The 22,268-nt window shown below is 69.1% G+C and carries 33 protein-coding genes and 1 tRNA gene; 14 read left to right on the forward strand and 20 right to left on the reverse strand.

Translation table 11 applies throughout. From position 1 onward, the window contains the following. The 4 genes from ACFP1K_RS06875 to ACFP1K_RS06890 all read left to right on the forward strand — a co-directional run. Window positions 1-316 (forward strand): DNA translocase FtsK (locus ACFP1K_RS06875; RefSeq protein WP_380748118.1); only part of this gene is annotated, 316 nt, incomplete at its 5' end. Between the two features lie 174 nt (window positions 317-490). Next, window positions 491-1,690, forward strand: a complete 1,200-nt coding sequence (locus tag ACFP1K_RS06880; RefSeq protein ID WP_380748120.1) for a methyltransferase domain-containing protein — start codon at window positions 491-493, stop codon at window positions 1,688-1,690. Further along, on the forward strand, window positions 1,687-2,409 hold the full coding sequence (locus ACFP1K_RS06885) for a PP2C family protein-serine/threonine phosphatase (RefSeq protein ID WP_380748122.1): 723 nt from the start codon (window positions 1,687-1,689) through the stop codon (window positions 2,407-2,409). The genes ACFP1K_RS06880 and ACFP1K_RS06885 overlap by 4 nt, the downstream gene beginning before the upstream one ends. A 148-nt stretch (window positions 2,410-2,557) precedes the next feature. After that, window positions 2,558-2,857: a hypothetical protein gene (locus tag ACFP1K_RS06890; protein ID WP_380748124.1), complete on the forward strand. Its 300-nt coding sequence runs from the start codon at window positions 2,558-2,560 to the stop codon at window positions 2,855-2,857. Window positions 2,858-2,942: 85 nt separating this feature from the next. On the opposite strand, the gene ACFP1K_RS06895 is transcribed toward ACFP1K_RS06890, so the two are convergent. Next, complete coding sequence (locus ACFP1K_RS06895; protein WP_380748128.1) at window positions 2,943-3,740, reverse strand: hypothetical protein; 798 nt, start codon at window positions 3,738-3,740, stop codon at window positions 2,943-2,945. 165 nt (window positions 3,741-3,905) lie between these two features. Here ACFP1K_RS06895 and ACFP1K_RS06900 point away from each other — a divergent pair, with 165 nt between their 5' ends. The 8 genes from ACFP1K_RS06900 to ACFP1K_RS06935 all read left to right on the forward strand — a co-directional run bounded on the left by ACFP1K_RS06900 (window position 3,906) and on the right by ACFP1K_RS06935 (window position 10,040). Next, complete coding sequence (locus ACFP1K_RS06900; protein WP_380748131.1) at window positions 3,906-5,321, forward strand: hypothetical protein; 1,416 nt, start codon at window positions 3,906-3,908, stop codon at window positions 5,319-5,321. Beyond that, a complete protein-coding gene (locus tag ACFP1K_RS06905; protein ID WP_380748134.1) occupies window positions 5,285-6,553 on the forward strand; it encodes a DUF3440 domain-containing protein in 1,269 nt (422 codons plus the stop codon). Before ACFP1K_RS06900 ends, ACFP1K_RS06905 begins: the two co-directional genes overlap by 37 nt. Then, entirely contained in the window at window positions 6,543-7,322 is a 780-nt protein-coding gene (locus ACFP1K_RS06910; protein WP_380748136.1) for an IbrB-like domain-containing protein, read from the forward strand. The genes ACFP1K_RS06905 and ACFP1K_RS06910 overlap by 11 nt, the downstream gene beginning before the upstream one ends. Further along, on the forward strand, window positions 7,322-7,570 hold the full coding sequence (locus tag ACFP1K_RS06915) for a hypothetical protein (protein WP_380748138.1): 249 nt from the start codon (window positions 7,322-7,324) through the stop codon (window positions 7,568-7,570). Before ACFP1K_RS06910 ends, ACFP1K_RS06915 begins: the two co-directional genes overlap by 1 nt. 77 nt (window positions 7,571-7,647) lie before the next feature. Further along, window positions 7,648-8,067, forward strand: coding sequence for a hypothetical protein (locus ACFP1K_RS06920; RefSeq protein ID WP_380748140.1), 420 nt, complete (start codon window positions 7,648-7,650; stop codon window positions 8,065-8,067). Window positions 8,068-8,080: 13 nt separating this feature from the next. After that, entirely contained in the window at window positions 8,081-8,767 is a 687-nt protein-coding gene (locus tag ACFP1K_RS06925) for a hypothetical protein (RefSeq protein WP_380748142.1), read from the forward strand. 112 nt (window positions 8,768-8,879) lie between these two features. Beyond that, window positions 8,880-9,311 carry a hypothetical protein gene (locus ACFP1K_RS06930; protein ID WP_380748144.1) on the forward strand — a complete coding sequence of 144 codons (432 nt, stop codon included), beginning with the start codon at window positions 8,880-8,882 and terminating at the stop codon, window positions 9,309-9,311. Window positions 9,312-9,470: 159 nt separating this feature from the next. Further along, a complete protein-coding gene (locus tag ACFP1K_RS06935; protein WP_380748146.1) occupies window positions 9,471-10,040 on the forward strand; it encodes a ribbon-helix-helix domain-containing protein in 570 nt (189 codons plus the stop codon). Window positions 10,041-10,086: 46 nt separating this feature from the next. On the opposite strand, the gene ACFP1K_RS06940 is transcribed toward ACFP1K_RS06935, so the two are convergent. Further along, the gene (locus tag ACFP1K_RS06940) at window positions 10,087-10,269 is read right to left on the reverse strand and encodes a hypothetical protein (RefSeq protein WP_380748148.1); all 183 of its coding nucleotides are present in this window, start codon (window positions 10,267-10,269) and stop codon (window positions 10,087-10,089) included. 60 nt (window positions 10,270-10,329) lie between these two features. After that, complete coding sequence (locus tag ACFP1K_RS06945; protein ID WP_380748150.1) at window positions 10,330-10,608, reverse strand: hypothetical protein; 279 nt, start codon at window positions 10,606-10,608, stop codon at window positions 10,330-10,332. 113 nt (window positions 10,609-10,721) lie between these two features. Between ACFP1K_RS06945 and ACFP1K_RS06950 the strand changes: the two genes are divergently transcribed. Then, window positions 10,722-10,901, forward strand: coding sequence for a transposase (locus tag ACFP1K_RS06950; protein ID WP_380748152.1), 180 nt, complete (start codon window positions 10,722-10,724; stop codon window positions 10,899-10,901). A 12-nt stretch (window positions 10,902-10,913) separates the two neighbouring features. Here ACFP1K_RS06950 and ACFP1K_RS06955 read toward each other — a convergent pair whose 3' ends face one another. Continuing rightward, window positions 10,914-11,276, reverse strand: coding sequence for a hypothetical protein (locus ACFP1K_RS06955; protein ID WP_380748155.1), 363 nt, complete (start codon window positions 11,274-11,276; stop codon window positions 10,914-10,916). A 300-nt stretch (window positions 11,277-11,576) separates the two neighbouring features. On the opposite strand from ACFP1K_RS06955, the gene ACFP1K_RS06960 reads away from it, so the two are divergent. Continuing rightward, entirely contained in the window at window positions 11,577-12,209 is a 633-nt protein-coding gene (locus ACFP1K_RS06960) for an NYN domain-containing protein (RefSeq protein ID WP_380748158.1), read from the forward strand. Window positions 12,210-12,393: 184 nt separating this feature from the next. On the opposite strand, the gene ACFP1K_RS06965 is transcribed toward ACFP1K_RS06960, so the two are convergent. The 16 genes from ACFP1K_RS06965 to ACFP1K_RS07040 all read right to left on the reverse strand — a co-directional run bounded on the left by ACFP1K_RS06965 (window position 12,394) and on the right by ACFP1K_RS07040 (window position 22,258). After that, window positions 12,394-12,822, reverse strand: coding sequence for a hypothetical protein (locus ACFP1K_RS06965; protein ID WP_380748161.1), 429 nt, complete (start codon window positions 12,820-12,822; stop codon window positions 12,394-12,396). Window positions 12,823-13,583: 761 nt separating this feature from the next. Beyond that, window positions 13,584-13,657: transfer RNA gene (locus tag ACFP1K_RS06970), tRNA-Pro, on the reverse strand. Window positions 13,658-13,802: 145 nt separating this feature from the next. Further along, window positions 13,803-14,063, reverse strand: coding sequence for a hypothetical protein (locus ACFP1K_RS06975; RefSeq protein WP_380748163.1), 261 nt, complete (start codon window positions 14,061-14,063; stop codon window positions 13,803-13,805). A 220-nt stretch (window positions 14,064-14,283) separates the two neighbouring features. Further along, window positions 14,284-14,538, reverse strand: a complete 255-nt coding sequence (locus ACFP1K_RS06980) for a hypothetical protein (protein ID WP_380748165.1) — start codon at window positions 14,536-14,538, stop codon at window positions 14,284-14,286. A gap of 71 nt (window positions 14,539-14,609) precedes the next feature. Further along, window positions 14,610-15,590, reverse strand: a complete 981-nt coding sequence (locus tag ACFP1K_RS06985) for a peptidoglycan recognition protein family protein (RefSeq protein ID WP_380748167.1) — start codon at window positions 15,588-15,590, stop codon at window positions 14,610-14,612. Beyond that, the gene (locus ACFP1K_RS06990; RefSeq protein ID WP_380748169.1) at window positions 15,590-15,925 is read right to left on the reverse strand and encodes a putative phage holin; all 336 of its coding nucleotides are present in this window, start codon (window positions 15,923-15,925) and stop codon (window positions 15,590-15,592) included. The genes ACFP1K_RS06985 and ACFP1K_RS06990 overlap by 1 nt, the downstream gene beginning before the upstream one ends. Continuing rightward, window positions 15,918-16,124, reverse strand: a complete 207-nt coding sequence (locus ACFP1K_RS06995) for a DUF7620 family protein (protein ID WP_380748171.1) — start codon at window positions 16,122-16,124, stop codon at window positions 15,918-15,920. Before ACFP1K_RS06995 ends, ACFP1K_RS06990 begins: the two co-directional genes overlap by 8 nt. Next, window positions 16,121-16,552 carry a hypothetical protein gene (locus ACFP1K_RS07000; RefSeq protein ID WP_380748173.1) on the reverse strand — a complete coding sequence of 144 codons (432 nt, stop codon included), beginning with the start codon at window positions 16,550-16,552 and terminating at the stop codon, window positions 16,121-16,123. The genes ACFP1K_RS06995 and ACFP1K_RS07000 overlap by 4 nt, the downstream gene beginning before the upstream one ends. 48 nt (window positions 16,553-16,600) lie before the next feature. Beyond that, window positions 16,601-17,311, reverse strand: coding sequence for a hypothetical protein (locus ACFP1K_RS07005; RefSeq protein WP_380748175.1), 711 nt, complete (start codon window positions 17,309-17,311; stop codon window positions 16,601-16,603). A gap of 11 nt (window positions 17,312-17,322) precedes the next feature. Continuing rightward, on the reverse strand, window positions 17,323-18,069 hold the full coding sequence (locus tag ACFP1K_RS07010; RefSeq protein WP_380748177.1) for a hypothetical protein: 747 nt from the start codon (window positions 18,067-18,069) through the stop codon (window positions 17,323-17,325). Continuing rightward, window positions 18,069-19,229: a hypothetical protein gene (locus tag ACFP1K_RS07015; RefSeq protein ID WP_380748179.1), complete on the reverse strand. Its 1,161-nt coding sequence runs from the start codon at window positions 19,227-19,229 to the stop codon at window positions 18,069-18,071. Before ACFP1K_RS07015 ends, ACFP1K_RS07010 begins: the two co-directional genes overlap by 1 nt. 12 nt (window positions 19,230-19,241) lie before the next feature. Beyond that, complete coding sequence (locus ACFP1K_RS07020) at window positions 19,242-20,177, reverse strand: hypothetical protein (RefSeq protein ID WP_380748181.1); 936 nt, start codon at window positions 20,175-20,177, stop codon at window positions 19,242-19,244. Between the two features lie 139 nt (window positions 20,178-20,316). Then, a complete protein-coding gene (locus ACFP1K_RS07025) occupies window positions 20,317-21,030 on the reverse strand; it encodes a hypothetical protein (RefSeq protein ID WP_380748183.1) in 714 nt (237 codons plus the stop codon). Next, window positions 21,027-21,251, reverse strand: coding sequence for a hypothetical protein (locus ACFP1K_RS07030; protein ID WP_380748185.1), 225 nt, complete (start codon window positions 21,249-21,251; stop codon window positions 21,027-21,029). Before ACFP1K_RS07030 ends, ACFP1K_RS07025 begins: the two co-directional genes overlap by 4 nt. An 11-nt stretch (window positions 21,252-21,262) precedes the next feature. Beyond that, window positions 21,263-21,721 (reverse strand): hypothetical protein, encoded by a 459-nt coding sequence (locus ACFP1K_RS07035; protein WP_380748187.1) that lies wholly within the window; start codon window positions 21,719-21,721, stop codon window positions 21,263-21,265. A 63-nt stretch (window positions 21,722-21,784) separates the two neighbouring features. Continuing rightward, complete coding sequence (locus ACFP1K_RS07040; protein ID WP_380748189.1) at window positions 21,785-22,258, reverse strand: hypothetical protein; 474 nt, start codon at window positions 22,256-22,258, stop codon at window positions 21,785-21,787. Between the last annotated feature and the right edge of the window lie 10 nt (window positions 22,259-22,268).

A 22,268-nucleotide genomic window follows, 5' to 3' on the forward strand; every position in this document is an offset into this window, starting at 1 on the left:
GACGCAGATGCAGGCCGAGTACCGCGACGACGTGGCCGCCGTGGCGACCGCCAAGAAGGAGATCGACGAGGAGATCGGCGACGACCTCGACCTGCTGGTGCAGGCGGCCGAGCTGATCGTCACCACGCAGTTCGGGTCCACCTCCATGCTCCAGCGCAAGCTGCGCGTCGGGTTCGCCAAGGCCGGCCGCCTGATGGACCTGCTGGAGAGCAGGAACGTGGTGGGGCCGAGCGAAGGCTCCAAGGCCCGCGAGGTCCGGCTCCTACCGGACGAGCTACCCGGCCTGCTCGCCAAGCTTCGCGAGGCGCGGCGCTGAGGCTGCGGTTGCGCGCCGGCCGCCGGCGGCGCGCTTCCGGAGCTTCGGCTCCCGTGACGGGACCACCCGGCACGCCCCCGAAGAAGGCGAGGACAGGCATGCCCACCACTGAGTTATGGCCGGAGATGGCCGGGCGCGGCCACCCGCATCAGCGAAAGGGCTGACATGCACACGATGATGCATGCCCGGACCCTGGCGGCCCACCTCATCCAGGAACGCGTCCTGAACCCGGGCGAACACGACAGCCAAGCATGGCTGGCCGCACTGCAGACCGTCCCGCGGTACCCCTTCGTGCCGACCCGGGCCTGGGCCGAGCCGCGAGACAACCGGCAACCGCACCTGATCGACCGCGACGCCGCCCCCGCACACTGGTGGGAGGCCCTCTACAGCGACACCACCATCGTCACCCAGCGGGGCGACGGCGCTGCCCAGATCGACGACATCGCCGCCCCCGCCACCTCCTCGCTGTCGTGCCCGCGCATCGCGCTGCAGATGCTGCGGCTGCTCAACCTCACCAAGGACCACGAGCACCAGCAGGACGTCCTGGAGATCGGCACCGGCACGGGATGGACCGCCGCGATGCTCGACTGGCGGACCGGCGCGGCCGGCCGCGTGACCACTCTGGAGGTCGACGAGAGGATCGCCGCCCAGGCCAGGGACAACCTCGCGTACTGCGGCCGGGGCACCGTCAACGTGGTCACCGGCGACGGCACCCACGGCCACTTCCGGGGCACCGCCTACGACCGGGTCCACGTGACGTGCGGCGTGCGGGACATCCCGTACGCGTGGGTGGAGCAGACCCGCCCCGGCGGGGTGATCGTGGCGCCCTGGATGCCCGCTCACGGCCAGTGGGGTGAGCTGCTGCAGCTCCTGGTCCGCGGCGACGGCACCGCGATGGGCCGGTTCCACGCCCACGCCCGGTTCATGATGCTGCGGACCCAGCGGGTGCCCCGGCACTGGCCGCCTTACGACGGCCCGAGCATCCAGTCGGCCGGGACCGTCCCTCCGCGTCTCACCACCCTGCGGGATGCCGGTTTCGGTCTTTTCCTGGCGATGGCCGCGCCGCATCTCGTGGTCACCGACGTCGGCTTGGAGGAGATCACCGGCCGGGGTCTGGTCTACACCATGCGGCTGCGTGAGCTCGGCGGCGACTCCTGGGCGGTGGCGGCCGCATCCCGGGAACTCGGCCCAGTGGACGTCCGGCAGGGCGGTGGCCCGCGGCGCCTGTGGGACGAGTTGGAGGCCGCGCACACCAGCTGGCGGCGTGCCGGCATGCCCGGCCGCGAGCAGTTCGGCATGACCGTGTCCGCGGGCGGACAACGCCTCTGGCTCGACAACCCCAACCAGCCCCAGGGAGAGGACCCCTACCGATGAACCAGCAGATGACCGGGCAGCTCCAGGTCGCGTCCGCGTCCCGCCGAGGCATCCACTCGCACAACGGGGACGCGGCCGCGACCCACCGCGTGCCGGGGACCGAGGTGGTGGGCGCCGCGGTGGTCGACGGCATCGGCAACTCCCCCGACGTCGCCGAATTCGCGTGGCTCGCGGCGCAGGTCGCCGCCCGGGTCGGTGCCCGCACCACCGCGACGCTCGGGATCCTGGCGGCCGCCGAATTGAACGCCGCACCCGCAGCGTCCGACATCGAGACCGACGGGGTGGCGGTGGTCGCCGTCGCCGAGCCCGGCAGCACGAGCATCGCGTGGACCGGCGACTGCCGGGCGTACGGCTGGACCGGGGAGAAGCTGGAACTGCGCACGACCGACGACACCATCGGGGAGTATCTGCGGGCCCATGGTGTCCCGGTCGACGTAGCAGCGCAGCACGACGACCGGCTCCGCACCAGCCTGGGGCGCAGCACGGTCGCTACGGTGCATTTCGTCGTCATCGAGGACCGCTTGGTGGTCCTCACCAGTGACGGCGTCCACGACAGCGTGCCTCATGAGGCCCTGGAGGTGCTCGTCCTCACCCACCAAGACGACCCGCAGGCCCTGGCCGACGCCATCGTCGAGGCCGCCTGCGAGAACGGCAAGGGCTACAGGGACGATGCCACCGCCGTCGTAATGCTACGCCCGCGGCCGATGATGTCGTACTGATTCAAGCCCTGAGCAATCACCCGGCCGGGTCGTTCTGCCGAAATAGCCGACAAAGAAACGACAGTTCGGCAAAAGCGGCCCGGCCTGTCCGACCTGCGGAAATAATAAGCAGGGAGCATCCCCATAAATCAGTAGATTGCGAGGGACTATGGTCGAGGTCCGGCTTATGGGCGACGACCCAGACCGGGTACGTGAGACCGCCGCCTTGATTTCGCGAATCCTGGGCGCGTCGGACGAGGTGGTGCTCGGCGACCAGAAACAGGTACCGAACAAGCGCGGGCCGGGCCTGCGGATCTTCCTCGAGGTGATCCCGGCGCGGACCGACGGGCGCCCGGCGTACGTCTCGGCCGAGCGCACCGATCAGGCGTCCTCGCCCGCCCGCCGCGCAAATGGCCGCGGCCCGGTCCCGTCTCGCCCACGCCTCGCGCTCCCCCCAGGCAGTCAGTGATGGCCAAGGTCAGGACCTACGGGCCCATCCAGTTGCAACGCCACCTCGACCTGGCGGAGCACCAGGTGCTGTGGGCCCAGGCCCGCTAGACCGGCCTCATTCGCGGCGCCCCGTACGTGAGTTCCCACCGCTCGGCAGGCACCTCGGCGGGCAGCGTCGTCCCGGGGACCGGCGTTGGGCCGACGAGCCGCGCGTCATCGTCCAGCAGTGCTCCGAGCAGCGGCCACGCCATCCAGGTGTGCACGCGGGCGAAGTCCGCGGTGACCTCTCCTGGGACGGGCGACGGGGCCGCCGTCGCTGCGATGTCCCGGGCCGACCAGGCGAGCGTGGGCTGGTCGGCGTGGACGAACGACGGGATGAGGCCATTCCAGCCGGAGCCGAAGTCCAGCACGAACCGCACTTCGGTGCGGCCGGAGTGGGAGTCGTGCTCCAGGTGGACGTACACGCCGTGCAGCCAGTCGCCGGCGTGGTCGTGTGGTCGGTCCAGCGGTTGGATGAGGTAGTGGCAGGAGGATCCGAGCACCTCGAGCAGGTGGTCGCGCGGGATGGCGATGTCCATGGACTCGATGTCCTCGGCCTTGCCGGGCACGGCCCGCTCGGCGACCTCCTGGCGGGGCAGCACGATGGTGGGCGTGTGGAGCGCCCACTGGGCGACGGCGGCGACGCGGCCGATGTCGGCGGGGTTGCGCATGCTGGCGTTCGACACGATCGACGCGGCGGCTGCCATGGGTACCCAGCACCACTCTGGCCAGTCGGGCAGGCCGTCTTGCCCGCGTCGCCGGGAGAAGCTTTCGAGGCCTGGCAACGCGGCCGGGTAGCGGCCGTTGAGGATGCGCAGGTGCTTGGCGATCCGCTCGGCGGCGTGGTGCACGAGGTCGGTCACGGAGCTGATCCTTCAGAAGGGCGGTCAGGGGCAGACGTGAGCGTAGTGCGGGGAGCGCAGACTGTCAGGGGATAGCCGCGGTGGCTCTGTGCGGGCGCCATCAACAGAGTACCCAATTTTGCACATTGTGTTGCGAATATTGGTGTGGGGGGGCATGCTGCCCAGGTGACTACCAGCACGCTTACCCGGCCGGCCGCGAGGTCCGCACCTCCGGCCGTGATCATCCCGCCCCAGCCGGACGGGGCGATCTCCTGCTGGCGGCGGCTCGTCAAGACCATCGATACCACCCGGCCCGGCGCCTTCGCGCTGGAAGGCCCGTGGCTTCAGCCGGGGGTGGCCTACGAGCTCACCGCCGGCGCCGTGGTGATCGTGGTGGACCGCTACCGGGACCACTGGCATGTGCGGATGACCACCGCGCAGAACGAGGGCCTGACCGATGCGCACACCTGGACGGTGAAGTCCCCGTTGGGGAAACGGGTGGTGGACTACCTCACGCGCCGCCTCCCCTCCGACGCTGCCCGCCACCACGCCCACCGCCTGGAATCCATGCCCAACCGCTACCCGGGGCGCTGCAGCGGCTGCCGCCGCGAAGTGCCCGCCGGAAAGGGCCTCGTCTTGCCCGGCCCGCTCCGCGGGATCGTGACGCACCTCCCGGGAGGCTGTCCGCCACCGCCGCAGGTCATCACGCCGAACCGGTGGGCGGGTATCTGCGGAGCGTGCGGTGGTTGGGTCCAGGCCGGAGAGGGCGTGGCGGTGCGCCTGACCGCGCCCCGCCCGGTCACCGGCGGCCGGTACGAACAGATGCACAACGCGCCGTGCCCGGTGGACGCTCCTCCGGGGCCGCCGAACCGGCAGCCGGGCTGGTGCGCCGACTGCGGCGAGCTGGTAACTCCCGACTCCGGCTACTGGCTGAGGAATAGGCTTCACCACCACCGCGGGTGCCCGCCGCCGACGGTGTCGGTCCCGACGTGGATCGGACGCGTTCCACCCGGCGAGCTGGCCGCGGTAGGCGAGGCGACGTGGGTACGGCTGCGACTGGGCGAAGGCGAGATGCCACTGCCGATCAGCACGCCCGGCTACCGCGTCCTGGACGACAGGTACGTTGAACTGGTCGGTTTCGCACTGGAGGTCATCGCCGGACGCCGCGGCCGCCGCACACGGGCACGGTTCCGGCTGGCCACGCCGGACGAGGCCGCCGACCTGCTGGCAGGTCGCCTGGCGTCGGCCGAGCTGGCACGACCGCACGCCACAGGGTTCCGGGCCCGGTGGACCGCTGAGAAGATCGGTGAGACGCGGCCATGGCTTGCGGAGATCACCGGCCGCGACGCGACGTACGGCTACCGGCGGGAGTTCATCAGCCCCGAGCGGGACTACAAGCACGCCAGCAGCACGGGCGCGCGGGGCGTGAGGTACGGGTGGACCCTCGCGGTCAACCGGGTGTACGAGGCCAGTTCCCCGCAGACGTGGTCATGGACGGAACGGAAATTCCTGCGGGTCACCCCCGAGGGCGACATCGTTGGGATCACCGGCGAGGAGGTGGAGGCGTGGCTGGACAACGCGGCGGTGTGGATCGCGAGCTGAGCCGCGCCAAACGCGGCCTCGGGATCGACGTGCTCACCGCGGCGCGCAACCGCGTCCGGCGTGTCTTCACCGACTTCGCCAACGTCTACTGCTCCTTCAGCGGCGGCAAGGACTCCGGTGTCCTGCTGGAGCTCGCCGCCCAGGAGGCCCGGCTCCGCGGCCGCCGCCTTGGCGTGCTGATCGTGGATCTGGAAGCCCAGTACGAGCACACCATCGACTACGTCCACACGATGCTGGCCCGGCACGCCGATGTGCTGGAGGTGTACTGGGTGGCGCTGCCGATGTCGCTGCGCAACGCTGTCAGCCAGTTCCAGCCGCAGTGGCAGTGCTGGGACCCGGCGGCCCGCGACTCCTGGGTGCGGCCCCTTCCCGAACATCCCGGCGTGATCAGCGACCCCGGTTTCTTCGGCTTCTTCCATACCGGGATGGAGTTCGAGGACTTCATCGTGCGGTTCGGCGAGTGGTACGCCGAGCTCCACGGCGGCCGGCTGACCGCGTGCCTGGTCGGTATCCGCTCCGATGAGTCGCTCAACCGCTTCCGCACGATCGCGTCCCGGAAGAAGACCCGGCACCAGGGCCTGGCCTGGACGACGTGGATCGACGGCACGCTGTACAACGCCTACCCGGTGTACGACTGGCGCACCGAGGACGTCTGGCGGTTCTACGGCCGGTCCAGGACGCCGTACAACCGGGTGTACGACCTGATGCACCGGGCCGGGGTGTCCATCCACGCCGCGCGGCTGTGCCAGCCCTACGGCGACGACCAGAAACGTGGCCTGTGGCTGTACCACATCATCGAGCCCCGCACCTGGGGCCGGGTCGTGGCCCGGGTGCAGGGCGCCAACTTCGGTGCGCGCTACGCCCGGGAGACCGGAAACATCATGGGCCGCGTGACGATCGAACGCCCCGAGGGGATGACCTGGCGCGAGTACGCAATGTCGCTGCTGGCGTCGATGCCGCCGGCGACCGCGGACGCCTACAAGGACCGCATCGCCTGGTTCATCCACTGGCACTCGGTGAACACCCCCGGCTGCGAGGGCGGGGTCATCCCCGACGACGGCCCCATCGACCGTAAGCACCCGTCCTGGCGGCGGGTCTGCAAGGTGATCTTGACCTACGACTACTGGTGCAAGGGGCTGACGTTCTCCCCGCCCGCGCACCGCGAGGCCTACCAGCGCTACAAGAAGACCATGGAGATCCGCCGAAGGGAGTGGGGCTTCGATGGCCTCTAAGCGGCAACCGGCCGGGCAGATCAGCCTGGAGGACGTCGAGGACACCACCGGCAGCGAGCACATCGGCGGCATCGTCGCCGACGCCCGCCAGGTGTTCGCCCGCCTGGCCAGCTTGGGTAACGACGCGCGGATCGACGCGCTCAACCAGCTGCGTCTGGCGCTCGCCGAGCACTCGCCGCTGGCCGGGCAGCCGGTGGACTGCGTGGTCTGGGTCCCGGCCGGGCAGGTGCGGGGCAACGCCTACAACCCCAACGTCGTGGCGCCGCCGGAGATGGAGCTGCTGCGCCTGTCGGTTGCGGCCGACGGCTTCACCCAGCCCATCGTGGCCTGGCCGGTCACCAGCGACGACGGCGACGGCGAGCAGGTCGTCTACGAGGTCGTGGACGGGTTCCACCGGCACCGCATCGGCAAGGAGGACCCCGGCGTGCGCGCGGCCGTGCGGGGCCGTCTGCCGCTCGCGGTGATCAATCCTGGGCGGACCGGCCAGGAGGACCGGGTGGCGGCGACCATCCGGCACAACCGGGCTCGTGGCCAGCACACCGTGGACGGCATGAGCGAGATCGTGGTGGACCTCGCGCGGCGCGGTAAGTCCGATGAGTGGATCGGCCGCGAGCTCGGCCTGGACTCCGACGAGGTGCGCAGGCTGCGGCAGATCACCGGGCTGGCGGAGATGTTCGCCGACGAGGAGTTCTCCGAGGCGTGGGAGGTCGATACCGCGTGGGCGGACGGTGCGCGGTATCGCGGTGGCCAGCCGCTGGGAGGTGAGTGATGCCGGATCTGACGGCCGCGGAGCTTGCCCGCCGGTACGGCGTCGCGCGGTCGACGGTGACGCGGGCGCTCGCCGTGGCAGCGGCGGCGCACACCGAGGACCCGTTGGTGCCGGCGCCGCCGCAGCCGGTCAATCCGGGGGAGCCGCAGCCGCGGTACCCGTCGCAGGAGATGGACGACTGGTGGGTTCGGCGTCCCCGGGTCGGCAGGCCGCGCCGGGGTGGCGACCAGGAACCCCAACCTAATTAGCACACTCTGTTGCGTATTTTGTGGTGCGGGTACTAGCGTGGCCACCACACCCCAGGACAGGCGAAAGGGAGCGGACATTGACCACCACGCTGGCCACGATGACCAACGCGGACCCCCGCTTCTACACGCTCCTCGGCCCCTACCTGGCCCGTCGCGACGTCCACCGCCAGGTCGGCGGCCCCATCTACGACGACGACAACAAGACCTGGATCATCGCCACCGACAACGGCGCCGTCACCGGCTTCATCGGCATCCGCTCCCAGGGCGGCGTGGTGGCCGAGTCCTGCTACCTGGTCGACGAGAACGACACCGACCTGCTGGCCCTGCTGATCCGCGCCGCTCTGGCCTGCGTCGCCCCCACCCCAGTGCGCGCCACCGTCCGCCACGCCCGCGCCGCCGTGTACACCAGCGCAGGGTTCACCGAGGCGGGCCGCACCAACGGCTTCGCCAAGCTGGTACACCCCGGCACCACCCCCTCCCCCACGCCCGCTACGTGAAAGGCAGCCCCCCATGCTGACGACCCGAATCCTCGGCGAGGACCTCCCCAGCATCACCACCAGCCACCCACTGTTCTACAGCGGCAACTACCGGCAGTCCCGGGACGCCCACATCGCCGTCGGCGTCAGGGACGTCACCCCCGGCGACCACTTCGGCTACGACTGGAAGTGCAGCGTGATCGCCTACCCTGCATGGAACCCCGGACGGCACGGCACCTCCTGCCGCGTCTGCGCCGAGATGGACCCGTCCCTCGACCTGGTCCCCCAGTGCCCGGCGGGCGCCGAGTGCGGCCACCTGCAGGACGGCGAGTACTACAACGAGAGCTGGGGCCAGGTCTTCGTCAAGCGCTTCATGGTCCTCACCAGCGCGGACACCCTGGTCGGCAGACGTTTCGACCCCAACGAGCTGACCGCCGCCGTCCAAGCCGGCGACGCCGCCTTGACCGCACTCCCGCCATCGCCGCTGCCCTGGACCGCCTACGGCCCCAGCCACGAGTACGGACACTGGGCCACCGAGCGGGAGGCGCGAGGCTGGCTCGCCGGGCACATGGGCAGGCTGGCCAAGGACCGCAACCTGGGGGACGAGCGACAGCAGGTGGCCGCCGCCTGCGCTGCGCAGCTCGCCGACGGCGCCGAGGAGGTCGCGGTCGGCAGCAAGGTCTACGGAATCCGGCACCGGGTCCTGGTGACCGCGGCTTGAGCAAGGCGCCATCCACCCACGATGTCCCAGGAGACACCATGGAAATCTTGAAGGGAACAGCCTCCGAGCTGGCCACGGCGCTGAGCGTGCGGGGACACGGCCAGGACGCGTCATGAGCACCGTCGACCCCATCGAGGGCAGGTTCGGCCAGGTTCTCGTGTCCGGCTGGATCTCCGAGACGCCTGACACCGGTGAGGATGGCGCGTACATGCTGCTCACCACCCCGGACCAGCGGGCGCACATCACCTTGCCTCTGGTCGCCGAGGTGCTCGGCCTCAAGTCCGCAGCCGGATCCATGACGATGGCGCCGGCCGCCGACACCTGGGTGAGCATCGACGGTACGTGGGCGACGCTGCACGCTCCCGGCGGCGAGAAGTTCGCCCGGCCGATGAGTGAGGAGTGGGCGAGCTTGGCGGGCCAGCACAGCCGGGTGGTCCTCGCCATCGGCTACGCCCCCGCGCGCAGCGACGAAGGGCCCGACGAGTACATGAATCGGGTGCTCCCTGTGGGCAAGTTCGTAGTCGCGCTGGTGCCCGTCCGGTAGCCGTGCACGTGCCCGAGACCCGCCTGGCCGTGTGGACTGGGCGGGCTTTTCCTTGCCCTCCACAGGCTGTTTTCAATGCGAAATCGTCAGTTCAGTGTAGTATTTTTCATGCGAAAACCTTTGCCGACACCCGCGACGACCGCGTCCGAGGAGATCCAAATGGCTGAACAAAAGGGCGGACGCCCCAAGATCGGAACGCCGGTCACCATCACCGTCCCCGAGGAAACCCGCAATCTCGTCGACGGCATAGCAGCGGCCCGCGGCACCACCCGCTCCGCGATACTGCGCGAACTCGTCATCAACGCGGTCGACGACACGCCGCGGCCCGCCGACCTCCGTACGCAAGAGCAGGTCGCCCCGATCGCCGCAACCCTGGTGCAGTGGATAGGCGCCGATCCACGCGACGGCGAACAGGTCCGGGAGCGCTTCCTGCTCTTCAGGAAGTGCGTGAACTCCGGCGGCACAGGCATGATCAACCTGATCGAAACCGCGTGGGGCAGCCTCTACCTCAGCGGTACTCGCGACCTGGAGCCGCCGGACGCCAATGTCCTGCGCAGGCTCGAAGAGCCGGGCGAGTGGCAACTCCGGGGAGTGCACCTCTGGGTAGCGGTCTTCAACGGCCTCATGGTCCGCCAGATTCACCCCGCACCCGGCCACGTAGCAGACGAGGACCAGGACGACGATCCGTCCGCCGCGCCTCCGGAGGGTGAGGACCACCTGTACGGGTAACGCCACCCGGGACAGTGTGAACCGTACCGCGGAGCGAACCGTCCCATCAGAACGACGCACATTGACGGGCGATGAGTCGCAGCAGGCCTCGGTGCCGGCGGAAGTCGTGACCCTCGAACGACTCGCTGGCAGACTCGGCGTCGACGCGCAGGTGACCGTCGCCGCGCCAGAACTCGTAGGGGCACAGCGGGCACGCCTTGGGAACCTGGACGTTGCGTTCATACAGCACCGACGGCCTGCCGATCTGGTAAGGCGGTGGAGGGTTGGCCGCAACCCGCTTTTGAGGCGGCTACCTTCGCGCGATCTCCTGGAGCTCCGTCCTGGCCGCGTGCCGGTCGTCCACGGTCTCCCAGTACTCATGCCCGTAGAGCACGTCCACGAGCTTGAGCCGCTCGGCGCGGGCGGCGTCCACGGCCGCCCGCAGCTCCGCCGGCATTGCCGCAGTACCGGCCAAGACGTCCACCGACGATGGCAGTTGGGCGACGAGTTTATCTACGCGGGCGTCCACGGCGTAGTAGTCGCGTTGGGCCTGGACCAATTCTGGCGGGAAGTCGGTGTCGTCAGCCATGATCTCCCCCGGGGTCGCGCGCGGTACAGGGGTGAGCCTACGAGCACCGCCTCAGTTGACCCACGATGGGGTGCTTTGCCGTGTCTTGACCTGTTGTTTCCTATGGTGTCGGCGTGTCGATCTGGGTAGGGCCCGAACAACTCACCGTGGAGCTGATCCGCCTCAACGGCCGCCCGGTCCTACGGGTCCGTAAGCACGGCTATCACCTTGCCTACTGCCGCAACGTCGCCGAGCTCGCCACGCACGTCGACCTCGCGGACCTTGTGGAACTGATCATGTTGCCCACGGGGTGAGAGCGCCGGGCCCTACGGCTTCAGCAGGCGCCACTCGATCGCGAGCTGGCAGGCCCCCGCCAGTCTCACCGTTGAGGCGTTGGGCAGGTACAGCTCCAAGGGGTCGGGGTCGTCCTCCTGAAGTTCCTGGATCCGGCCGGCGACATACCCGAGCAGGAACGGCCCCCCTCTACGGGATCGGGCCGGGATCTTGTGGTGGTCGAGCAGGGCCTTGATGAGCTCGGCCTCTTCCAGGACGCGCGCGGCGAGGTCGTGGTCATTCTGGGCAGCCGCGAGAATCTCACGTCCGTAGAGCGCGTAAACGTGTTCCAGCGGCCAGGCGCCGTGCAACCGGGCGATGACCGCCAATTCCCGCCGGTAAAGCAGGTCGAGCAACTTCCGAATCACATTCAGAGAGACGCCCATCGAGGTAAGGAGGTTGTCACCCGAGGGACACCTTGCCGCGATCGGGTGGGGTCTAACTTCGTGACCAGGGGACTCCCCACTAGGGCGTGGGAGTGGTAGACCCGCCCAAGGCAACGCGAGAGGCGTCGGTTTGCGTGGCTCGCGAAGATTTTGCGAGCAATTATCCTCGTTTTCACTCGGCGCAGACAGTGCCGTGATCGCGAGTACTATAAGAGCTCCCCCGGCCTGCGTAGTGAAGGTCGGTCGTGTTATGAGGAGCGCGGGGGACCGATGCGCACAAACGTCTACATAGACGGATTCAACCTCTACTACGGCTGCCTCAAGGGCCGGCAGCACAAGTGGCTGGATCTCGACGCCCTGTGCCGGAAGCTCCTCCCGAGCCACGACATCCAGCGCATCCGCTACTTCACCGCGCGCATCACCGCCCGCTGCGACGATCCAGACAGCCCCGTCCGGCAGAGTACCTACCTGCGCGCCCTGCAGACCATCCCCCACCTCACCGTGCACCTGGGCCACTTCCAGGAGACCCGCACGGTCATGCCCCTGGCGCACCCGGACCCCAATGGCCCGCGGATGGTGAAGGTCATCAAAACCGAGGAGAAGGGCTCGGACGTCAACCTCGCCAGCCACCTCCTCCTCGACGCCTCCCGCGGAGACTGTGAGCTCGCCGTCGTCATCAGCAACGACTCCGACCTCAAGGAACCGATCCGCATGGCCATGGCGGAGTACGGGGTGCCGGTCGGGCTGGTGAACCCCCACCGGCCGCAGTTCCGGAGCCGGGACCTGATGAGCCTGCGGCCGCTGTTCTTCAAGCAGATCAAGGAGAACGCGCTCAAGGCTTCACAGTTCCCCGAGGCCCTCACCGACGGCACCGGCGAGATCCGGCGCCCCGCGAAGTGGTGAAAAGCAAAGGCCCCGTCCAAGGACGGGGCCCGCGCCTACCCACCGAAGCGGATAGGGGAATCGATTGAAAGATACCAGGTATCCCACGCGACCGGTCAAGTTACCTAGAGTTACATGACGGTGTCTTTGCTCTCACCGCAGGTCGCCGATCTGGCGCAGCATGAAACTTTCTTTCCACTTGCCCCTATGACTCCAATGCCCCGTCTCGTGCCCCGCGGCTACCATCTGGCGGCTCCGCGGCAGGAGCCTCCGGGAAGTAGATCGTGATGTTGGCCTCGGTCGGGATTGGCGGCGCAGCATCGTCTGACCCGTTCCCGTTGTAGAGGAAGCTCGACTCGTACGTGTACGGGAAAGCCCCACCAGCAGAGTCAATCCGCTCCAGCGCGACAGCCGGCGACATCCGAGGACCACCAGGCCAGCCACCATGGTAGTGGCACGGCCCCACCGTCATCTGGATCTCGTGCCCCTCAGCGAGCGCATTCTCCAACGCCGCGCGAATCGCCGCCTCGGCCTTCACCCGATGCGGCCCCTCACACGGAGTGGCCCACACGTTGACGATCTCGAAGCGATCGCACTCGAAGTTCTTGAGGCGCCATTCCTTCACATCATTCACACGGCGAAAATAGCGCCTGGCCTGCGAAGACACCGGCCTATCGAGGCAACGTCCAGGTATGTCGTCCTTCTGGCGCTGAGAGCACACAGTCAGCGAGCTCCCGGCGCTCCGCAACCGCCAGGCCCCCTCGTTATGGCCGGTTATAGGGCGCTTGCACAAACCATCAAATACCCGCCAAATAAGAACGGTGCAGGTCACACCCGCTTTTCATGACGGGAACGGGGCTACATGAAGCCCACATGAAAATGAAAGCCTTCAAACAGGGGCGGGACTCGACCCGCACTACGCCTTTTGAGGTGCTGCCCGCCGATTGCGGCCCATTCCCCATCGCCTGAGAAGACCGCGCCGCGATCGCACCACGGCGCGACCTGCCAAGCGGCACGGCCCTCCCCGGCCAGCAGCATGGTCCACGGCCTCGCCCTGGCTACCTTTTCGGCCGCGAACCCGAACCGGCGTCCAGCTCTGCTCACCGTGATTGCCCGCTCTCCCGTGCCGCTGTACCGCCCCGCGTGGCCCCGGTACTGCCGGGCGGTGCGGCGGCACCACGCAGGACCGCGCAAGCTCCCCTTGCGCCGCCGCCTCGGTTGTCCGGCCCGGCTCGAACGGGCTGCGCTCCCGGCCGGTCGAACCATCAACTCTGGTTCCGACCGGGCGCCACTGTTTCCAGCAGCAGAGGCGGACGCTCGCAGCCCTCGGGCCCCGCCGTTCCGGCGGGAACTCCCGGGGACCACTTCCGACGTCACCGCGGTGCGCCGGCTACGTCCAGGTGGCAGGATTCGAACCTGCGGTCTCCTGCTCCCAAAGCAGGCGGGCGACCTAGCTGCCCAACACCCGGATGACCTTCAGGTTACCGGGATGGGCCGCTGAGATCACCGCAGTTTCATCCCCGACCGTACAACGCGAAACGGCCCGCGCCCCCCACTCGGGAGGCGCGGGCCGCTGGCAGGCTGAGCGAAGTCGCTTCGTGCTCTGCAGGTTCGTCAGCGCTGGTCCGCCGGAAGGTCCGGGCGGGGGGTGTGCTTGGCCTTGTACCCCGCCAGCCACGCGATGCCGGTCGGGATCAGCGGCAGGGTGATCGCCTCGATCACGTCCGGCAGAAACGCGATCAGCGAGTGATCGGCGTCCAGCGTCTGAAGGACCGCGAGGCCGGCCACCGTGCCGAGATAGGTGCCGAGCGACGCGGCCTTGACCTTCCACTCGACGGGCTTCTTCGTAGGCGCCGGTGCGGACGAATCGTACATATGCCCCTCCTCGGGGACGCCCGCCGGAGCGGGCCGTTCAGGTGTACCTGTATCCGCCGCCCGCTGATTCAGGGCATCGGCGGGTTGGCTGAACCCGGCCGAGCCAGGTCCAAGCCGTGTTGCATCGACGGGGTCCGGATCCAACTCCCGTGCCGGATGGGTTGGAACCTCGGGCACGTGAGCCTGGAGCTCGCGCCGTAGCCAGGGCAGCTGCGCGAGGCTAGTCAGCGGGTCCGTCGCTGGTCTCCTCGACGGGCGTGAAGTCGAGGTAGTACGACTGGCCGGGTCGGAAGTCGACCGCGGGGTTGGTCACCATGAGCCACAGTTCGCCGGATGGTGTGTACCTGGCGTACCGCTGGTCCTCCGGCACGGAGGCGTCGTACTCGGGAGTGAAGCGGATCTTGCGCTGGTCGGCGCCGGCGAACATCTCGATGGACTGGCAGCGGCACTTCGCGCGGGTGATGGGCTGGGGCACAGTTCTCCTCGGTCGGGGGATAGAAAGCGGAAGGCCCGCGGCGTCGCCGCAGGCCTGCAGGAGGGACGCGATCAGCGCCGGAACAGCGCCACCTTGGCCATCGTGACCTTCTCCAGCTTCGCCGGCCGGGTCCCGGGGTTGATCACCCGGAGCCGCAGCTGGTTGTCCTTACCCAGCCCGAACTGGCCGGGGACGCTTTGTTCGACACGGCCGTCGGGGTCGGCGTGGACGGTCAGCCGCCATGGGTCGTCCAGGAGCTCCTTGCCGTCGCGGGAGTACCTGGTCCACGCCAGGTCGACCTCGTCGCCGGGCTCCAGACCGCCGAGCTTGACCAGCGCGTCACACATCGCCCAGCGGGTGCCATCAGCGAGCACCGCCACGCCCTCCGCGCCGTGGTCGTCGGCGTCGTCGGTGTACTCGGTGTGCCACCTGACGGCGAGTTCCCCGCCGGCGGGCACGTCCTGGTCCTGGCCTGCGCCCAGGGAAACGATCTCGGGCACGTCGTCATCCTCCTCGTGGGGTCCTGCCTTGCCGGGGATGGGGCCGGCGCCCGTCATGAGCCGCGCCACCTGGGCGCGGAAGCCGTCCATGCTGATCGAGTGGGGGTCGACCTTCTGGCGGTTGACCTCCTTGTGGCCCTTGACCCGGGCCGCGGTGAGGCCGAACTCCTTGCACAGCTCGGCGCACAGCCGCTGGTAGGAGTCGAGCTGCGCCTCCGGCCAGGGAGCGCTGCCGTTGTTCTCTGCCTCGATGCCGATGCTGCTGGAGTTCTGGTGGTACACCGAGGTCGATGGCGCGTTGTGCCAGCACCGCCCGGCCGCCACGATGAAGATCCGGCCGTCGCGCCGCAGCCAGATCTGCGACAGCGGGCCCTCGAGGCCGGGGCGGCCGTCACGTACGACGTGCATGTCGTTCCAGCCGGCTGTGTGGTGGCACACCACACCCTGGACGGCGGGCTGGGGGCCGTGGCCTCGGGTCTTCCAGCCGGGGCACTCGGTGACGGGGTAGCCGGTGCGCCGGGCCACGGCGGCGAGCTGGGTGAGGTAGGGCATCAGCCCGATTCCTTTCGGTTGCGCCGCCCCGTGCGCCAGGTGCGGATGATGATGATCAGCCGCCATCCGAGGGCGATCGGGATGAGCGCGAACGCGGCTGTCCGGGCGATCAGGAACCAGTCGACGGGCGGAGCCGCCGCCCGCGGTGACGTCAGGGCGCGTAACCCCCACAGGTCGAGGGTCAGCGCCAAAGCGCCCTGGAAGACGAAAACGTGGCGGCCCTGCGGGGTGAGCCACCAGCGGGCGAGCAGCATCTGCGCGGCAACGCAGCCGTCTGCCAACACCGCCGAGATGATCACCAGCACTGTGCCGATCAGGTACACCGCGTCAGCCACTTCCACCTCCGAACGCGTCATCCAGAACCCGGTCGAACCCGTTCTCCTCGCGTAGCTCACGCAGGCGCTGGGCCAGCGACCTCTTGTGGCGCGCCTTCTCCTTGGCGGCGCGCATGTCGCGCTGCGCTCTCAGGCGGGACTCGTCGACCAGGTGTCGCGCTTGGTCCAGGTCCGGCCGGTCCTGCTCGTCACCTGTCATGGCCCCGCCCCGGTTTGGCGTGTGTGCACCGTCTGCAGCAGGGCCACGGCAAGCTGCGTGCCCTCGGCGGCCACGCGGAGCTCGCCGCGCAGCTGCTCGTCGAATGCGTCGCGGGACAGGTTGTGAGCGCCCCGCTCTTCCTCCCACAGCCGCCGCCATTCCTCGGCGTCGGCGTTGGCCTCGGCGACACGGGCGTCGCGATCGTCGCGGGCGTCCTTGACCGCCTGAGCGGCGTCGGCGCGTACCGCTTCGATCACCGCCGTCAGGTCCTTGCGGAGGTCGTCGTGCTGTTTCCGCGGGATCAGCAGGCCTTTGATGACGGCGCCGGTCGTCGTGAGGACCATCGCGAGGCCCAGGCCCAGGGCGCCTCCCTGTACCCAGGGGATCGTCGTCAGGTCCACCACCCAGGGGAGCACCGCCAGGTCCACTCAGCCGCCTCTCGGGTCGAGTACGGGGCGCGTAACTCCCCCCGCTGGTCACGGGCCGGGCATGGCGCGGGCGAAGCCGAACATGTCCGGGCCCATCAGCGCGGCGCGCCGGGACGCGGCGTGCTCGCGGCGTTCCTGTATCCAGCGGGCCTGGGCGCGGCGCGCGGCGATTCGCGCCGGATCCAGCCGGGCACCGTTGAGGATCGCGTTGAGCGCGTGCTCGGGCGCCTGGTCGTCGAAGCCCTGCTGGTACTCCTCGGGGACGTCGCCGCGGGCGAGGATGACCGCCCGGCGCCAGTCCAGGGCGCCTTGCCGGTCTTCCCGCGTCGCCGGGTCGATCGTCGCCCGGTGCTCGCGCACCACGGCGATCCGCGCCTCGGTCGCCGCGTGCTTCTCCTGGTCAGGCATCCCGGGGGTGAGCGGGTCGGGGATCTCGGCGGCCGCGGTGAGCACGGCGGCCGCCACCGGGTCTTCCCACGCCAGCGGGTCGCCGGGGGCCGGCATGAACGGCAGGTGCAGGACCGCGTTCATGATGCCGAGCAGGTCGTCGGGGTCGTAGCCGTGCGCCACGACCGTGGACTCCAAGCGGGCGTGCGGGATGATCGCCATCCGTCGGCCGCGCCTGGAATCCCACAGGTGGACACCCCAGCGGGGCTCCACTGCGGCGTCCGGCGCCATGGCACGGCTGGTCATGTCGGCGGCCCGCTGGGTGTAGGCGTACGAGGCTTCGGAGTCGTAGATCTCCACCAGCTCCGGCATCCGCCCCCCTTTCAGTGACGGAATGACCAGAAGTAGCCCGCTTTGCCGGAAAAAACGCCGCCGCCGAGCGACCAGTCGATGTCGAACCCGGAGTTGGTGGACGCGGTGAGGCACCAGTAGAAGTTGGGGTTCGCGGCGCCGTCGCGGATCACACCGACCGGCCCCATATTCGAATCCATGGTCGTCGGATAGGAAATGTGGACCCCGGCGAACCCGCTGGCCAGCGTCCACGACCCGCACAAGATCCCCGCGTTCGACGGCACCGACCCGAAGTCGTCCCACTGGCCAAAGTGTCTGGAAACCGAGATCGGGGTGAAGTCGAAGTAGTTGTCGTTGGTGCCGTCGACAAACCCGAACTTGGCCCGGTTGCTCGCCCAGGAAGCGAACCCTCCGGCGTCGCCCCCACCGTCCAGGATCCGCATAGAGACCTCGCCTGAGGCCATCAGCAGCTCCGAGGAGATCCCGCCGTCGTCCCCAGACACGATGTGCAGCGCCGCCTCGCCGGGGTACCCTGCCGCGGTGTCGGCCTGCAGCTTGGTCGGGTTGGTCCCCGACCCGGGCGTCAGGTGGATCTCGGCACCAACGTCGCCCACCGGGATCAGCTTGATGTGTGCGCCGTCGGGATCGCCGATCGTGACCGCGGCCGAGCGGATCACGTCCTGCGCCGGCCGGGTCTGCGAGGCGGTGTACAGCTGGTCGACCAGCTTCTCGAGCCGCTCGAGTCGTACCAGGGCGTCCTGGGGGTAGCCGACGGGCATTAGGCCACCAGCTCCTCGAAGATCAGGTTGGCCTCTTCGATCCCGTTGCTCCGATCGGGCGGCTTGATCTCCATCCCGATCACCCGCCAGGACCTCACGAAGCCCGCGACTCCGTTGACCCGCGGGAATCTCATGTTGCTGAGCCGCAAGGTTGCGAAGTCGCCGAGGCGGTGCGGGGTCAGCGTGGTCTTGGGTGCCAGCCGCACGGTCGCGGTGTGCACCCGCACGGCGCCCGCCGCTGTCGCGGCCCAGTACGCGGCGTACGACTGCAGCGACGCCGGATCGGTTTCGCCCTGCAGGTCCAGGGTCCGGTCGATCCGCGGCCACCCGGCCTGCAGGTGCGCGGTCGCCTCGACCGGCTCGGAGAACTGCGGGCCTGAAGCCAAGGACAGGTCGTTGTTGGCGGAGTCACCGCGGGCCCGCCAGCGGGTGCCGCCGCGCAGCGCGTCGCTCTCCTGCGACCATTCCAGGACGTTCCCGGGCTGGGAGAACTCGTGGTGCGCGCCCTCTTCGCCGAGCGTGGGGTACGCCCATCGCAACTCACGAACCCGCTGACCACCAGCCAGGTAGGTGTTCAGATGTGTCTCGAACCCGTTGGTCTGCTCGGCGAGCTTCCGAAGGGTCTCGCCGTAGTTGGCCTTGTCGCCCGGCGCGACGATCAGGTCCTGGGTGACGCCGCTGGTCCCGGCGCCGAAGTTGATGCCGAGCCCGGCGTACGGCAGAGCCTGGACCTCGGTGACCAGGTCCCGCGCGATGACGATCCGGTCGGTCGCCAGACGTGAGAAGGCCGTCTGGATCTCGACGCTGGCCAGGTAGCCGTCCAGCGACATGCCGCGCAGGTCCACCTGCGGCGGCCCCTTGCGGCCCTGGGACGTCTTGGCGTACCAGACCCAGAACGACCCCCACAGGTCGACGAAGGAGCCGTTGTCGCGCAGGCAGTGACACACGATCCGCCCGGGCCCGGCCGACAGATCCGCGATGTCCCGGGGGATCGCCCTGGCCAGCAGGTTGGACACCCGCCGGTTGGCGATCGGCATCCCTGCGCTGAACACCCCGGGCTGATTGATCCGATGGTCATAGGAGACCTTGGTGAGCGGCAGCTCGCAGATGGTCTCGTCGGTCAGCAGGTCCGCGAAGATGTACCTGTACCGGACGGCCACCAAGCCCCCCGATCAGCACTCCGCCGGCCGCCAGAACACGTCCAGGCCGTTCTCGCCGCCGCCGTCAGGGATGTACTCCAGCTCGTGGTCCCCGGGCGGGATCACCAGGTCGCCGATGGCCACGCTGAAGTCGTGGACCCGCACGTAGTCGCTGTCGCCGAGCAAGGTCTCCTCGGTTCGGCAGTTCACGTTGAGGTCCACCCCGTCGGGGACCTCGACCTGGAGCGCGAGGATCCGGCCGGCCACCCGGATCCGCGGCACGACGACCGGCCCGTGGAACCGCAGCCTCGGCTTGGTCCGGGCGCCCCCCTCATTCGCGATGACCTGCGAGGCGGTGGTGAGGACCGAGACGCCGAACTCCTGCAGCCAGTACCGGTAGGGGTCGCTGCAGGTCCACTGGATCACGGCGTTGGCCTTGCCGATACCGGTCAACGCAACGGGGATGCGCCGCTTGGTCACCTTGCCGTACGCCAGCAGGGTCTCCCCCGCGGTCCGGATGACCAGCGGGGACTCAGTCTCGTCGACCCCGTGCGTGGTCAGGTCACGCAGCGCCTTCCGGGACGCCGCGAACGTGATGTCGTCGTCGATCTGGACCGTCACCGTGACGATCCGCTCCTGCGGGTAGTCCACCCCGGCCCACGAGCCGTCGTCCTGGGACTTGGGGACGTTGCCCTGGTCCAGGTCGGGAAGGTCCTCCCACCCGTCGAGGTCGTTCTGCGGGATGAACTGGTTGCGCGGCGACCACAGCACGCCCCGCCACTCGATCTCCCCGTCGCGGGTGATCGTGATGCCGGGGCGGATCGGGGTGTCCACCGTGATCGGCGGGAACTCCCAAACCGTGGAAAACGACGCCAGCCCGACGTCAGTGTCGTAGACGACGTCCAGCGCGGGAAACTCCCACGTCGTCGAGAACGACGGCAGATCGATCGTGACCGACGGCGAGGACACCTCGATCGGCGGGAACTCCCACTCGGTCGAAAACGACGGCAGATTAACGGCAACGTCCGTCGGGTGGCCACCCGCCCGCGTCGCGGTGATCCGAGAGGGAAATCCGCGCCCGATCCGAGCCACCAGCGCCCCCCGTCACCTACCAGATGGTGCCGCGCTTCACCGCCTGCCCGACCTGCATGACCCGGATCGGGCGGCTCGGGTCCAGCCGCGGCAGCACCTCGATCGCCACCCACAGCCAGCTACCGCCGCCGCTGCCGGCCGCATCCAGGTTGAACGTCACACCGGTGCCAGCGCCGGGGGTGTTGGCCGCCTTGGCGGCCACCAGGCCGCAGACGAACGTGCCGCCGCCATAACCCTCGGCGGCGTCGGTCGACGTTGGCACCCCCCGGTTGTTCTCGTCGTACGCCGCGATGAACCCCCGCGACCCAGCGACAGTGGAGGTGTACACCCCCGGGGTGACGTTGTTCCCCGACGTCGTACCGGCACCGGTTGCACCCACCGGGGCAGACAACGCGGCCTCGGTGACCATCCAGACCTTGAGCATCCCCTCGCCGTTGCTCAGACGGGCACTCACCGTGATATTGGTCTGTGCGGACACATTCGGCGCGGTGTAGAACCGGATCGTCGCCGGCACCCCGGGGTCAGGATCGTCTGAGGCCCGCCGCGACCACTCCAGCGCGGTGCCAGTGTTCTGCGGCAGCTCGTCGAAGTCCTCTTCATCCACGGCGTCGAATCCGACGATCGCGGCGACCAGCAACGACTGCGCCGGCGGTGAGAACGTACTCGTCTCCCGGTCAGGGCTGGCGAAACCGGCACTGAGCGCCGGCGACGTCCCGATCCCGAGGGTCATCGGCCCTCAGGCAGGGGCGCGCTCCACAGCTCGACCCCGCCAGCATCCATGATCCGTTGCGGCGCGGCCGCGTAGTCGTCGGCCGCGACGCAGACGTCCAGGTCGTAGCTGGCCTGACCGTATGCGTCGTCCAGGCTGGCATACGGCGCGCAGCGCTCGGTGATCGGACGGCCGTGCTCGTCCTTGCGGTCGCCGGGCCAGCGCCAGTACAGGTACACCATGGCTTTCTCCTTCACTCGTCCTCGGCGAATTCGAGGTATCCCTGCACGTTCACGGCTGCGGGGGCGGTGCAGCGCAACGCCCACCCGCCGGTCGCCTTCAGCTGCGGTTCGCGTCCGAGGGGGAACTGCAGGACCAGGAGCCCGCCCTGCGGGTGGACCAGCCAGCGCTTGCGCACGCTGAGCACGGTGGGCTCGGCGGAGTAGTTACGGGCGCCGCTGGCGTTGGCCGTGCGGGGGGAGCCGGACACCTGCAGCGGGGTGTGTGAGGTCGAGGTCCCGGCGCCGGCCTGGGTGGAGGCGCACAGCTCAACTGTCACCGGTTCGCCCGTCGAGCTCGTGCCGTCGCAGGACACAGACAGCTCGACGATCTTCAGTAGGCCGCCTGACGCCGCGATGGCGTTAAGGATCGTCTTGGCGGTCGCCGCCGACAGCGCGATGTCGCCGTTGGTGTCGATGACATAGGTAGGCACCCGGCCTCCTTTCATACGAAAACCCCCGCCCTCAGGGCAGGGGTCGAGAGGTCAGGAACCAGGTCAAGCGGCCGGCGCCACGATGCGCGACCGCCCGAGGCCGTCGGTGGGATGCGGGTTCAGGCCGAACGTGCCGTCGTTGGTGGAGTAGGCCTGGCCAAAGTTCCGCAGCAGCACCGCGACGTTGCTGAGCGACGGCACGTAGATCAGCGCGCCCTTCGCGCCGGTGATGGTAGACCCGGTCCAGGCCAAGGGGTCACAGATCCACCGCACCCAGTCGGCTGTCGGATGCGGCTCGAAAGCCACAGCCGTCAGAGCCTGGCCGCCTGCGTCGTATCCCGCGCCCTCGACTTGGCCGTCGTTGAACGGCGCGGAGTTGTACGCGGGGCTGGTCTGCGCGAAGTTCGGCGTGATCGTGTCATCGAACATCGCGACCATGAAGTAGCCGGCCGACGCGTTGCCGAGGTTGAGAGCGATGGTCTGCTTGGCCCATTTGACGTAGGTGTCGATGAACCAGCCGTCTCTGGTAATGGACAAGACCGGCCCC

Origin of the sequence: Sphaerisporangium aureirubrum, from assembly GCF_042658925.1 — a bacterium.
GTDB classification, from domain to species: Bacteria; Actinomycetota; Actinomycetes; order Streptosporangiales; family Streptosporangiaceae; genus Sphaerisporangium; species Sphaerisporangium aureirubrum.

Coding starts and splice junctions, on each gene's coding strand:
- ACFP1K_RS06880 (WP_380748120.1), top strand. CDS start 491: ATGATGCATGCCCGGACCCTGGCGGCCCACCTCATCCAGGAACGCGTC.
- ACFP1K_RS06890 (WP_380748124.1), top strand. CDS start 2,558: ATGGTCGAGGTCCGGCTTATGGGCGACGACCCAGACCGGGTACGTGAG.
- ACFP1K_RS06975 (WP_380748163.1), bottom strand. CDS start 14,063: ATGTACGATTCGTCCGCACCGGCGCCTACGAAGAAGCCCGTCGAGTGG.
- ACFP1K_RS07025 (WP_380748183.1), bottom strand. CDS start 21,030: ATGACCCTCGGGATCGGGACGTCGCCGGCGCTCAGTGCCGGTTTCGCC.
- ACFP1K_RS06925 (WP_380748142.1), top strand. CDS start 8,081: ATGCTGACGACCCGAATCCTCGGCGAGGACCTCCCCAGCATCACCACC.
- ACFP1K_RS07030 (WP_380748185.1), bottom strand. CDS start 21,251: ATGGTGTACCTGTACTGGCGCTGGCCCGGCGACCGCAAGGACGAGCAC.
- ACFP1K_RS06935 (WP_380748146.1), top strand. CDS start 9,471: ATGGCTGAACAAAAGGGCGGACGCCCCAAGATCGGAACGCCGGTCACC.
- ACFP1K_RS06885 (WP_380748122.1), top strand. CDS start 1,687: ATGAACCAGCAGATGACCGGGCAGCTCCAGGTCGCGTCCGCGTCCCGC.
- ACFP1K_RS06995 (WP_380748171.1), bottom strand. CDS start 16,124: ATGACAGGTGACGAGCAGGACCGGCCGGACCTGGACCAAGCGCGACAC.
- ACFP1K_RS06945 (WP_380748150.1), bottom strand. CDS start 10,608: ATGGCTGACGACACCGACTTCCCGCCAGAATTGGTCCAGGCCCAACGC.
- ACFP1K_RS06915 (WP_380748138.1), top strand. CDS start 7,322: ATGCCGGATCTGACGGCCGCGGAGCTTGCCCGCCGGTACGGCGTCGCG.
- ACFP1K_RS07005 (WP_380748175.1), bottom strand. CDS start 17,311: ATGCCGGAGCTGGTGGAGATCTACGACTCCGAAGCCTCGTACGCCTAC.
- ACFP1K_RS06930 (WP_380748144.1), top strand. CDS start 8,880: ATGAGCACCGTCGACCCCATCGAGGGCAGGTTCGGCCAGGTTCTCGTG.
- ACFP1K_RS06910 (WP_380748136.1), top strand. CDS start 6,543: ATGGCCTCTAAGCGGCAACCGGCCGGGCAGATCAGCCTGGAGGACGTC.
- ACFP1K_RS07010 (WP_380748177.1), bottom strand. CDS start 18,069: ATGCCCGTCGGCTACCCCCAGGACGCCCTGGTACGACTCGAGCGGCTC.
- ACFP1K_RS06985 (WP_380748167.1), bottom strand. CDS start 15,590: ATGCCCTACCTCACCCAGCTCGCCGCCGTGGCCCGGCGCACCGGCTAC.
- ACFP1K_RS06960 (WP_380748158.1), top strand. CDS start 11,577: ATGCGCACAAACGTCTACATAGACGGATTCAACCTCTACTACGGCTGC.